Source organism: Tessaracoccus luoxuelianae, from assembly GCF_055326245.1.
The window spans coordinates 166,929-178,375 of record NZ_JBUZNO010000002.1; the positions used below are offsets into that span (position 1 = coordinate 166,929).

Consider the following 11,447-nt stretch of genomic DNA (forward strand, 5'->3'; position numbering starts at 1 on the left):
TGCCATGATGACCCAATGACGAAACCGGTCACCGTCGCGAAGCCTTGGCGTCGCCCGCTGCGCAAGGTCAACCATGAGCCCGCTCCCTGGGTCTACCACCTGATCGGGCACCTCGCCCGGTCCGGGGTGCCGATCTTCGCCCGCCAGACCTGGGCCGGGCAGGAAAACATCCCGCCCACCGGCGGCGTCATCCTCGTGGCCAACCACATCTCCAACTTCGACCCCATCGTGCTGGGCGGGTTCGTGATCTGGAGCGGCCGGTGGCCGCGATTCCTGGGCAAGTCGGACATCTGGAAGGTGCCGGTGCTCGGCTGGGTGGCCACCCAGTGCGAGCAGATCCCCGTGCATCGCGGCACCTACCGTGCGGGGGACTCGCTCTCCCACGCGGCGAAAGCCCTGGAGAAGGGGCAGGCCGTGGCCATCTACCCCGAGGGCACCATCACGGCAGACCCGGACGTGTGGCCCATGACCGGCCGACGGGGGGCCGCGCGCCTGGCGCTCTCCTCCGGGGCGCCCGTCGTCCCCATCGCACAGATCGGGGCCAACCTGATCCTCGGCCAGAAGAAGCTCGAGTTCCGGCGGATCTTCGGCCGCCGCAAGGACGTGGCCATCATGGCCGGCCCGCCCATCGATCTGAGCCGCTACATGGGCATGAAGCCCACCCCGGACGTGCTCGACGCGGTGACCGACGAGATCCTCGACGTACTGACGGACATGGTGGGCAAGCTCCGCGGGGAGGAGCCGCCCACGGACCGCTTCGACATCAGGGTGGGCAGGCGCGTGCCGAAGAAGCCGCGACCCTCCGAGTAGACTGCCGCTCGCATCACCCCTAGGAGGACCAGTGAGCGACCGCATCCGCGTGGCGTTGATCTTCGGCGGCCAGTCATCGGAGCACGGCATCTCGTGCCTGACGGCCTCCGGCGTCCTCAAGGCCATCGACCGTAGTCGCTTCGACGTGGTGGGCGTGGGCATCAGCCGCAACGGCCGGTGGACGCAGGTCCCGCTCGAGGTGATCGCCGGCTACCGGATCGTCGACGGCAAGGTCCCCGAGGTGGCGGACCCCGAGCACGACGCGGTGTGGATGGTGGGCGAGCACGGCTGCGAGGTGGCCACCCGCTCCGGCGAGAAGCTGGTCGACATCAACGGGGTGGACGTGGCCTTCGCACTCCTGCACGGCCCCTTCGGCGAGGACGGCACCATCCAGGGCATGTTCGAGCTGATGGGCATCAAGTACGTCGGCAGCGGCGTCACTGCGTCGGCCGTCGGCATGGACAAGCACTTCATGAAGGTGGCCTTCGAGGCCGCAGGGCTCCCGGTGTGGCCCTACGTGGCCGCGTCGGGCCACCGCCTCCGGCACGACCGGGCCGCCGTCGTCCGGGAGATCAACGAGAACCTCACCTACCCGCTGTTCGTCAAGCCCGCCCGCGGCGGATCATCGCTGGGCATCTCGCGGGTCACCGGCCCGGACCAGCTCGACGCGGCCATCGACGAGGCCCAGCGCTTCGACCCGAAGATCGTGGTGGAGCAGGGCTTCACCGGGGCGCGGGAGCTCGAGGTCGCGGTGCTGGGAGACCCGGAGGACGCAGAGGGCTGCCGCGCCTCCGGCGTCGGTGAGATCAGGGTCCAGGCGGCCGACGGCTTCTACGACTTCGAGGCCAAGTACATCGACGAGAACGGCGCCGCGCTGGACGCCTCCGCGGACATCCCCCCGGAACTCACCGCACGCCTCCAGGCCCTGGCCAAGCGTGCCTACGCCGCCGTCGACGCCGAGGGCCTCGTCCGCGCGGACTTCTTCGTCACGGATCAGGGCGCGTGGATCAACGAGGTCAACACGATGCCCGGCTTCACGCAGATCTCCATGTATCCCACCCTGTGGCAGGAGACGGGCATGACCTATCCCGAGCTGGTGGGTCGCCTGATCGACCTGGCGCTGGCGCGCCCGGTGGGGCTGCGCTGACGTGGCGGGTGAGTTCGAGCTGATCGAACGGATCACCTCGGGGCTCGTCGTCGGCGACGACGTGGTGCTCTCGGTGGGCGACGACGCCGCGGTCCTGGACCTGGCCGGCCATGTGGTCGTCACCACCGACATGCTGATCGAGAACGTCCACTTCAAGCGCCAGTGGTCGCCCGCCCGCGCGGTGGGCCGCAAGGCGGTGGCGGTCAACGTCTCCGACGTGGAGGCGATGGGGGCACGGCCCAGCTCCGTGGTGGTGGCGCTGGCCTTTCCCAAGGACCTGGACCAGGACTGGGTGGCCGAGTTCGAGGAGGGCGCCAAGGAGGAGTGCGCCAAGGCGGGCGTGAGCCTGGTGGGCGGAGACCTGTCGTCGTCGGCGCACATCGCCATCTGCGTCACGGCCCTCGGAGACCTCGGTGGCAGGCCTGCCGTGACCAGGGCCGGTGCCCGGGTCGGAGACGTGGTGGCGGTCTGCGGGCGCCTCGGCTGGGCGGGTGCAGGGCTCGCGGTGCTGCAGCGCGGCTTCGGCTCACCCAAGGAGCTGGTCGCGGAGCAGCTGACCCCCACCGTGCCGTACGGGCAGGGGATCGCGGCCGCCCTGGCGGGGGCCACCGCGATGCTCGACGTCTCAGACGGACTCCTGGCGGACCTCGGCCACATCGCCGAGGCCAGCCACGTGCTCATCGACGTCGACACCTCCTCACTCGCCGTTCCCGAGGCGGTCCAGCGGGTGGCCGCGGCCACAGGCAAGCCCGGGCTGGGCTTCGTGATGGCCGGGGGAGAGGACCACGCACTCGCCGCGACATTCCCGCCCGGAGCCCCCCTCCCCGTCGGATGGCGCAGGGTCGGGGTGGTCCGTGAGGGCCGGGGCGTGCTCGTCGACGGCGCCCACTTCGACGGCAGCCTCGGCTGGGACCACTTCGCCTGACCCGCCGGATCCGCCGAACGGCCGGGGCAAATACGGGCCACGCGGCGGGCCTGGGCTAGGTTGGGACGCATGGCGTCCCGCGGCTCTTCCCCCACGCGGAGCGCCAGCACGAAGTCGAGCTCTTCGACCAGTGCTGCGCGTTCCAGCAAGACAACGGCAACCAAGAAGCCGGCCTCCCCGTCGAGGTCCGGCTCTTCGTCGCGCCGTCCCGCGCCCGCGAAGGCGGCGCCACCCCAGGGCCCCGGCGGCTTCAGCCGCGCCATGCGGGCCCTGGCCCGCGGCATCGGCGCCACGTTCCGCGGGCTCGCCGGGGGCGTCGGCTGGATCGCGCGCAGCTTCGGCGGTGCCGCCCAGGACGTGGACCCCAAGCTCCGCCGCGACGGCTGGGGCCTGTTCCTGCTGGCGCTCGGCATCGTGGTGGCTGCCCGGTTCTGGTTCCTCCTGCCCGGCCCTGTGGGCCAGGGCCTGGGGGACGGCATCTCGACGGTATTCGGTTCGCTCTCGGTGGTGGTCCCCGCGGTGCTGCTCTACGGCTCGTGGCGGGTGCTGCGTCATCCGCGTGATGTGGACGCCGCTCCCCGCACTGGACTCGGCTGGGTCCTCATCACAATCGGCGTCCTCGGGTTGGTGCACATCAACCGTGGGATGCCCCAGCCCAGCGACATGACCGCGCTGCGGGAGGCCGGGGGCATCGTCGGCCACGTGGCCTCCAGCCTGCTGGTGGAACTGCTGACCGTCTGGGTTACGGTGCCGATCCTGGTGCTGGTCACCCTCTTCGGCGTGCTCGTGGTGATCGGGCGCCCGCTGCATGAGCTCGCTGCCGGGGCGAAGGGCCTTGTCAGTGCCCTCGTCGAGACCGACGGCGACGCCGACGAGTCGCGCCCCAAGCTGAAGCTGGGCGTCGACGTGCCCTACGACACGCCGCTGGTGGCCGATCCGGCCGAGGAACCCTCCGAGGAGGCCGTCTACGACATCGACGACGAGGGCTATCTCCTCCCCGCCGAACCCGAGGTCCGGCCCGCGCCCGGCCGGCCCAAGACCGAGGCGCACCGCGAGCTCGATCCGCCGCCGCACACGCCCCCGCCGGCCAAGGCCGAGCAGCTGCAGCTCGGCGGAGACATGGTCTACACGCTCCCCGACGACCGGACGCTGGCCACCGGCTCCAAGCCGAAGTCGCGCACGGAGGCCTCGGACAAGGTGGTGCGCCAGCTCGGGGACGTGCTGCGCGAGTTCGAGATCGACGCGCGCGTCACCGGCTACACCCGCGGCCCCACCGTCACCCGCTACGAGGTGGAGCTCGGCTCGGCCATCAAGGTCAGCAAGGTCACGGGCCTGGCGGACAACATCGCCTACGCGGTGGGATCCAACGAGATCCGGATCCTCACCCCCATCCCCGGCAAGTCCGCCATCGGCATCGAGATCCCCAACCTGGACAAGGAGGTGGTCTCGCTCGGCGACGTGCTGCGCTCCCCGAAGGCGAAGAACGACCACCACCCGCTCACCGTGGCGCTCGGCAAGGACGTCGAGGGTGGCTTCGTGGTGGCCAACATGGCCAAGATGCCGCACCTCCTTGTGGCCGGCGCCACCGGCTCCGGCAAGTCCAGCTTCATCAACTCGCTGATCACATCGATCATGATGCGCGCCACCCCGGACGAGGTTCGCCTCCTCCTGGTGGACCCGAAGCGGGTGGAGCTGAACCACTACGAGGGCATCCCGCACCTGGTCACCCCCATCATCACCAACCCGAAGAAGGCCGCGGAGGCCCTGGCCTGGGCCGTGCGCGAGATGGACCTGCGCTACGACGACCTCGCGGCCTTCGGGTTCCGGCACGTCGACGACTTCAACAAGGCCGTGCGCGCCGGGCAGGTCAAGCTGCCCGAGGGCTCGGAGCGCGTCCTGGCGCCGTACCCCTACCTGCTGATCGTGGTCGACGAGCTCGCCGACCTCATGATGGTGGCGCCGCGCGATGTGGAGGAGTCCGTGGTGCGCATCACGCAGCTCGCCCGCGCCGCAGGCATCCACCTCGTGCTCGCCACGCAGCGCCCCTCCACGGACGTCGTCACCGGCCTGATCAAGGCCAACGTGCCCTCCCGGCTGGCCTTCGCCACGTCGTCGATGACCGATTCGCGCGTCATCCTGGACCAGCCCGGGGCCGAGAAGCTCGTCGGCAAGGGCGACGGGCTCTTCCTGCCGATGGGGGCGGGCAAGCCCGTCCGCGTCCAGGGCGCGTGGGTCAACGAGTCCGAGATCCGGGATGTGGTGTCCTTCGTCTCCACGCAGCTTCAGCCCAACTACCGCGACGACGTGACGGTCGCGGGCGGGGGCGAGAAGAAGGTGGTCGACGACATCGGCGACGACATGGACCTGGTCCTGGACGCCTGCCGCCTCGTCGTGGAGCTCCAGCTGGGGTCCACCTCGATGCTGCAGCGCAAGCTGCGGGTGGGGTTCGCCAAGGCCGGACGGCTGATGGACATCCTCGAGAGCAGGGGAGTGGTGGGCCCGTCCGAGGGCTCCAAGGCCCGCGACGTGCTGGTCAAGCCCGATGACCTCGACGACGTGCTGGCCAACCTCGCGGCCGGGTAGCGGATAATGGCCCGGTGAAGACAGCCACCCACTCCGTCCACATCGCCTCCCTCGGCTGCGCCCGCAACGACGTCGACTCCGAGGAGCTGGCCGCGCGCCTCGAGGTGGGTGGGTTCCTTCTCGTCGACGACCCGGGCGCCGCGGAGACGGTGGTGGTCAACACGTGCGGCTTCGTCGAGCAGGCCAAGCAGGACTCCATCAACACCCTCCTGGAGGCCGCGGAGCTGAAGGACGCCGGAACGGTGCGCGCCGTCGTCGCTGTCGGGTGCATGGCCGAGCGGTACGGCGTCCAGCTCGCCGACGAGCTGCCGGAGGCCGACGCCGTCCTCGGGTTCGACGACTACGCCAACATCGCCGACCGGCTCCGAGGCATCCTCGACGGCGAGCACCACACCTCGCACGTCCCCCGCGACCGCCGCCTGCTGCTCCCGCTGACGCCGTCGGCCCGTCCCGCCGCGGCTGGAGGTGTCGCGGTGCCGGGGCACTCCCCGCTGCCCGACGGTGTGGCCCCGGCCTCGGGGCCCCGCACGCTGCGCCGCCGCCTCGCCGGGGGGCCGTCCGCGTCCCTGAAGATCGCCTCCGGGTGCGACCGTCGATGCGCGTTCTGCGCCATCCCCGCCTTCCGCGGCAGCTACCTGTCGCGCCCCGTCGACGAGATCGAGGCGGAGGCACGCTGGCTCGTCGAGCAGGGCGTCAAGGAGGTCTTCCTCGTCTCGGAGAACACCTCCTCCTACGGCAAGGACCTCGGGACGGAGCACCGGCTGGAGACGCTACTGTCGCGGCTGAGCCGGGTGGACGGGCTGGACTGGATCCGGGTGTCGTACCTGCAGCCGGCGGAGATCCGCCCCGGGATGCTGGACGCCATGCTCACCACGGAGAAGGTGGTGCCCTACTTCGATCTCAGCTTCCAGCACGCCTCACGCTCCGTCCTCCGCGCCATGCGCCGTTTCGGCGATGCGGACAGCTTCCTGGACCTCATCGGCAGGATCCGGGCGCATGCCCCCGCGGCCGGCATCCGCAGCAACGTCATCGCGGGGTTCCCGGGGGAGACCGAGGCGGACCTCGAGATCCTGAGAGGGTTCATCGTCGAGGCGAACCTCGACGTCATGGGCGTCTTCGGCTACTCCGACGAGGAGGGCACCGAGGGCGTCGGGCTGCCAGGGCACCTCCCCGAGGACGAGATCGAGGCGCGGCGCGCCCACCTGGCCGATCTGGCCCTCGAAGTCTGCGAGGCGCGCGCCGCGGACCGGGTTGGTGAGGATATCGTCGTCCTTGTGGAGAGCATCGACGATGAGATCGTCGGGCGCGCGATGCACCAGGGCCCTGAGACCGACGGTGTGGTCACGCTCGATCGCGAGGCTTCGGTCGGCGATCTGGTGGCCGCGCACGTGGTGGATTCGGCCGGAATCGATCTGATCGCGGAGGCGACATGAGCCAACCCAAGCGGGCCGTCGGGAAACCGAGCAACCTGAACGTCCCCAACGTGCTGACGGTGATCCGCATCCTGCTGGTGCCCGTCTACGTGGTGCTCATGTTCATCGCCCCGGATGATCTCGGCTGGCGCCTCGCCGCCACCGCCGTGTTCGTGGTCGCCATGTTGACGGATCTGGCCGACGGCTACATTGCGCGCCGATACAACCTCGTCACGGACTTCGGCAAGCTCTGGGACCCGGTCGCGGACAAGGCGCTGACCGGCGCCGCCTTCGTCTCGTTGTCCATCCTGGACTCCTTTCCCGGCCAGGTGGGCCTGCCGTGGTTCTTCACCATCATCATCCTGGTGCGCGAGTGGGGCATCACCTGGGTGCGCGCCGCCATCGCCAAGTACGGGATCATGGCCGCGAACAAGGGTGGCAAGGCCAAGACGCTCACCCAGACCCTTGCGCTGATCGTCTTCAGCGTCGGGCTGCAGTTCCTTCCGAGCGCCGTCCAGTTCATCGCCTGGGCGCTCATGTGGGCCGCGCTGATCCTCACGGTCGTCACAGGCGCGGACTACCTCCGCCACGCCTGGAACATCCGCAAGCAGGGCAGGGCGGGCCAGGTAGGCTGACCGGACGGACGCGACGAGGGGGCCTGGTGACCACGGCAGAAGATGTGATCAAGAAGATGACCCACCGGTCCGTGACGCTCGCCACCTGCGAGTCGCTCACCGGCGGCGGCATCGGTGCGGCCCTCACCTCGGTGCCCGGCGCCTCGGTCGTCTACCGCGGCGGCCTCATCACCTACGCCAGAGACCTCAAGGCCCGCCTGGCCGGGGTGGATCCGGAGCTGATCGACTCGGAGGGGGTCGTCAACGAGCTCACCGCCCTCCAGATGGCGGTGGGCGCCAAAGCACGCTGCGATGCGGACTGGGCCATCGCCACCACGGGCGTGGCCGGTCCCACGGAGACAGACGGCGCCAAGGTGGGCACCGTGTGGTTCGCCGTCGTCGGCCCCAGGGTGGGGATGTCGCCGGCTCCCCAGTACACGGAGCTCAGGGTGTTCGACGGAGACCGTGAGGCCGTGCGTGCCGCCGCGGTCGAGCACGCCTTCGAGATGCTGCTGCGCGTTCTGTAGATCCAAACAATCGGGAACAAACCGGCAGCTGCCGTGGTTTCACCCTCCGAGGACGGGCAGTGAGCCCTCCAGTTGGGTAGGTAGCCGTGAAGACGATTCTGATTCGTAAGGTGATGGGTGAGACGCTCCGGGAAAAGCGGATGTCCACCGGCATGACCCTGCGTGAAGTGTCGCTGGCGAGCATGGTCTCGCTCGGCTACCTTTCGGAGATCGAGCGGGGCCACAAGGAGGCCTCCAGCGAGGTGCTCTTCGCCATCGCGACCGCTCTGGACCTGTCGCTGTCGGATCTGATGATCGCCATCAGCGGCAAGTTGGCCGCCCTCGAGGCGCAGCGGATGCGTCGCGTGCCGGTGGCCGCCTGAGCAGAGGGCCCGCTCAGTGGCTGGGTGGTCCCTCCACCACGTAGACCTCGACGCCCGCGTCGCGGATGCGTTGCAGCTCGTCTTCGGGCGCTCCCGCATCCGTGACGAGGGCGTGGATCTCTGTGATGTCGGCCATCTTGGCCAGGGTCACGTGACCCACCTTCGTCGAGTCCACCACCACCACCACCCGCTCGGCGCGCTCGATCATCGCGTAGTTGGTGCGCGCCTCGATCTCGTCGTGTGTGGTCAGCCCACCTGAGGCGCTGACCCCGTCGACCCCCACCACGGCTGTGCCCACGTTGACCAGCTTCATGGTGGATTCAGCCAGGGAGCCGACCAGCTCCAGTGAGCTCGGACGGAGGACGCCGCCGGCGATCAGGATCCGGGCCTGGCCCTGCTCGGCGGCCTCGAGGCCGATGCTGATCGAGTTGGTGATGATCGTCAGATCGCTGCGGTGGTGCAGTGCGCGCAGCACCTCCGCCGTCGTCGTGCCCCCGGTGAGGCCGATGGCGTGCCGCCCCGGAGGGAGGAGCCCGACGACGGTGCGGGCGATGCGGCGCTTGGCGTCCTGATTGCGCCCATCCCGCAGCCGCACCGGCAGTTCCCTGCCCTTGACCGCCCGCGCGCCGCCGTGCGTGCGCTCCAGCAGTCCCTGTGCGGCGAGGAGGGCCACGTCGCGGCGGATGGTGGCGGCCGACGCGCCGAGTGTCGAGGCCAGGTCCGACAGAGCCAGCGGCCCGTTCTCGTTGAGCATCGCCAGCAGCGCCACCATGCGGTCTGAGCGCTTGTGGGAGGTCAGTCCAGGCGCATTCATCCGAGCGGGCTCCTTCGCACCGGTTGAGCGTTGTGCTCAACTTTCTGAGCGAGTCTACATCCCTCGCTCATCGCTCTCGCGTGAGTCGAACGCGGGTTGCGTGGGCGGCTACGGTGGCGGTGTGCGTGAGGTGGAGTTGTGGCTGCGAATGGGCACCGTGCTGCCCTCCGGGTACGCCGCCGTGTGGGCGGATCAGGTGGTGCTCGCGGAACTCGGGGGCCGCACGGTCCGGGAGGCGCTCGAGGCGGGGCTGCCCTGCAAGCGCATCTGGCGGGCCGTATGGCTGCACCTCGAACTGGATGACACGCAGCGTTGAGCGTGTCGCGCGGCATTCGAACGAGTGTTCGCCTAGGCTGGGTTCCACAACAGTTCTCCACAGGCGGTGGCTCGGCTGAAAAAGTGTCCGAGCCGTTTCCTAGAGTGACAACACCACACAGCAGCTGGCCGTTCGCGGTCCAGTCCTCGAGAGGATTCATCCCATGGCCGTAGCGGACCGCAACAAGGCGCTAGAAGCAGCCCTCGCCCAGATCGAGAAGGCCCACGGAAAGGGATCCGTGATGCGCCTGGGGGAGGACAACCGTCAGCCCATCGACATCATCCCCACCGGTTCCGTGGCGCTGGACGTGGCGCTCGGCATCGGGGGTCTTCCGCGCGGCCGGGTGGTCGAGGTCTTCGGCCCGGAGTCCAGCGGAAAGACCACCGTGGCTTTGCACGCCATCGCCAACGCCCAGCGCGGCGGCGGCATCTGCGCGTTCATCGACGCGGAGCACGCGCTGGATCCCGACTACGCGCAGAAGCTCGGCGTCAACACCGATGAGCTGCTGGTCTCCCAGCCGGACAACGGCGAGCAGGCCCTGGAGATCGCGGACACGCTCGTGCGGTCCGGGGCGATCGCGCTCATCGTGATCGACTCGGTGGCCGCCCTCACCCCGCGCGCGGAGATCGAAGGCGAGATGGGAGACTCGCACGTCGGCCTCCAGGCTCGCCTCATGTCGCAGGCGCTGCGCAAGATGACGGGCGCCCTGAAGACCACCAACACCACCGCCATCTTCATCAACCAGCTGCGCGAGAAGATCGGCGTCATGTTCGGCAGCCCGGAGACCACCACCGGTGGTCGCGCCCTGAAGTTCTACTCCTCCGTGCGCCTGGACGTCCGCCGCATCGAGACCCTCAAGGACGGCACAGAGAGCGTGGGCAACCGCACCCGCGTCAAGGTGGTCAAGAACAAGGTGGCACCGCCCTTCAAGCAGGCCGAGTTCGACATCATCTACGGCGAGGGAATCTCCCGTGAGGGCAGCCTGATCGACATGGGCGTGGAAGCCGGCATCATCCGCAAGGCCGGAGCCTGGTTCACCTACGACGCGGATCAGCTGGGGCAGGGCAAGGAGAACGCCCGCAACTTCCTCAGGAACCACCCCGACGTGGCGGCCGAGATCGAGCGCCGCATCCGCCTCCACCTCGGGGTGGACAAGGAAGGGGTCCCTGAGGGGATCAACCCGGAGACAGGCGAAGTTGACTTCTGAGGTTCCCACGGAGCGGGCCACCCAGCTCGAGGTGGCCCGCAAGATCGCGCTGGACCAGCTGGCTGTGCGCCAGCGCTCCGAGAAGGAGTTGCGCAGCGCCATGGCGCGGCGCAACGTTCCTGAGGATGTGGCAGACGAGATACTCGAGCGCTTCACGGATGTCGGCCTGATCGACGACGCGTCGTTCGCTGCAGCGCTCACCGCGTCCAGGTCGGGGTTCGGTCTTCGAGGACGGATGCGGATCAGGCAGGAGCTGCAGACCAAGGGCATCGAGCGTCACGTCGCCGATGAGGCGTTGGCAGGGCTCAGCAGGGACGACGAGCGCCGTGCCGCACTCACGCTGGCCCGTCGCAGGCTGCGGTCGATGGCTGCGCTGGAGCCGGCGGTCGCGCGCCGCCGGCTCTACGGTGCACTCGCCCGTCGCGGGTTCGACGGGGGCGTGGTGGCCTCGGTCGTCGATGAGGTGATGGGGGAGTCCGAGGAGACCGGCGTCGCGGATGATGATTTTTGATCGTGCCAACTGTTGAGTTTTCCACAGGTCAGGAATAGGCTCGGGGGCAAGGTTCCAGGACCCCGCATAAACTCTCGCCTGCTTCGGCCGGTGAATCTGAAACGACACCACTCGGTGGCCTCGGCCACCGCATGACGCCCACCCTCGGAGTGCGCTGGCGCGCTCCGAACCTTTTCCCGACCCATGAGGTCGGGCGTGTCTGCCCGGAGATGTGCGGTG

Annotated in this window: 12 protein-coding genes; 11 read left to right on the plus strand and 1 reads right to left on the minus strand. The window is 69.4% G+C overall.

The genetic code is table 11. The annotated features are described in order from the left end of the window. Positions 1 to 15: 15 nt before the first annotated feature. From ACZK39_RS03480 to ACZK39_RS03515, 8 genes are all read left to right on the plus strand, one after another. Complete coding sequence (locus ACZK39_RS03480) at positions 16 to 810, plus strand: lysophospholipid acyltransferase family protein (RefSeq protein WP_182799789.1); 795 nt, start codon at positions 16 to 18, stop codon at positions 808 to 810. 31 nt (positions 811 to 841) lie between these two features. Then, complete coding sequence (locus ACZK39_RS03485) at positions 842 to 1,957, plus strand: D-alanine--D-alanine ligase family protein (RefSeq protein WP_182799790.1); 1,116 nt, start codon at positions 842 to 844, stop codon at positions 1,955 to 1,957. 1 nt (position 1,958) lies between these two features. After that, positions 1,959 to 2,882 carry a thiamine-phosphate kinase gene (locus ACZK39_RS03490; protein ID WP_182784279.1) on the plus strand — a complete coding sequence of 308 codons (924 nt, stop codon included), beginning with the start codon at positions 1,959 to 1,961 and terminating at the stop codon, positions 2,880 to 2,882. 69 nt (positions 2,883 to 2,951) lie between these two features. Next, a complete protein-coding gene (locus tag ACZK39_RS03495; RefSeq protein ID WP_463612542.1) occupies positions 2,952 to 5,465 on the plus strand; it encodes an FtsK/SpoIIIE family DNA translocase in 2,514 nt (837 codons plus the stop codon). Between the two features lie 14 nt (positions 5,466 to 5,479). Then, a complete protein-coding gene (gene rimO / locus ACZK39_RS03500; RefSeq protein ID WP_463612543.1) occupies positions 5,480 to 6,898 on the plus strand; it encodes a 30S ribosomal protein S12 methylthiotransferase RimO in 1,419 nt (472 codons plus the stop codon). Then, the gene (pgsA, locus tag ACZK39_RS03505; protein ID WP_182784273.1) at positions 6,895 to 7,512 is read left to right on the plus strand and encodes a CDP-diacylglycerol--glycerol-3-phosphate 3-phosphatidyltransferase; all 618 of its coding nucleotides are present in this window, start codon (positions 6,895 to 6,897) and stop codon (positions 7,510 to 7,512) included. Before rimO ends, pgsA begins: the two co-directional genes overlap by 4 nt. Before the next feature lie 26 nt (positions 7,513 to 7,538). Continuing rightward, positions 7,539 to 8,018 carry a CinA family protein gene (locus ACZK39_RS03510; RefSeq protein ID WP_182784271.1) on the plus strand — a complete coding sequence of 160 codons (480 nt, stop codon included), beginning with the start codon at positions 7,539 to 7,541 and terminating at the stop codon, positions 8,016 to 8,018. Positions 8,019 to 8,104: 86 nt separating this feature from the next. Further along, entirely contained in the window at positions 8,105 to 8,380 is a 276-nt protein-coding gene (locus tag ACZK39_RS03515) for a helix-turn-helix domain-containing protein (protein WP_370585808.1), read from the plus strand. 13 nt (positions 8,381 to 8,393) lie between these two features. On the opposite strand, the gene ACZK39_RS03520 is transcribed toward ACZK39_RS03515, so the two are convergent. Then, positions 8,394 to 9,152 (minus strand): DeoR/GlpR family DNA-binding transcription regulator, encoded by a 759-nt coding sequence (locus ACZK39_RS03520; RefSeq protein WP_182799981.1) that lies wholly within the window; start codon positions 9,150 to 9,152, stop codon positions 8,394 to 8,396. 163 nt (positions 9,153 to 9,315) lie between these two features. On the opposite strand from ACZK39_RS03520, the gene ACZK39_RS03525 reads away from it, so the two are divergent. From ACZK39_RS03525 to ACZK39_RS03535, 3 genes are all read left to right on the plus strand, one after another. Next, complete coding sequence (locus tag ACZK39_RS03525) at positions 9,316 to 9,510, plus strand: DUF3046 domain-containing protein (protein ID WP_370585807.1); 195 nt, start codon at positions 9,316 to 9,318, stop codon at positions 9,508 to 9,510. 163 nt (positions 9,511 to 9,673) lie between these two features. Next, positions 9,674 to 10,717: a recombinase RecA gene (gene recA, locus ACZK39_RS03530; protein ID WP_182799791.1), complete on the plus strand. Its 1,044-nt coding sequence runs from the start codon at positions 9,674 to 9,676 to the stop codon at positions 10,715 to 10,717. Continuing rightward, positions 10,707 to 11,228: a regulatory protein RecX gene (locus ACZK39_RS03535; protein WP_182784264.1), complete on the plus strand. Its 522-nt coding sequence runs from the start codon at positions 10,707 to 10,709 to the stop codon at positions 11,226 to 11,228. The genes recA and ACZK39_RS03535 overlap by 11 nt, the downstream gene beginning before the upstream one ends. Positions 11,229 to 11,447 lie beyond the last annotated feature (219 nt).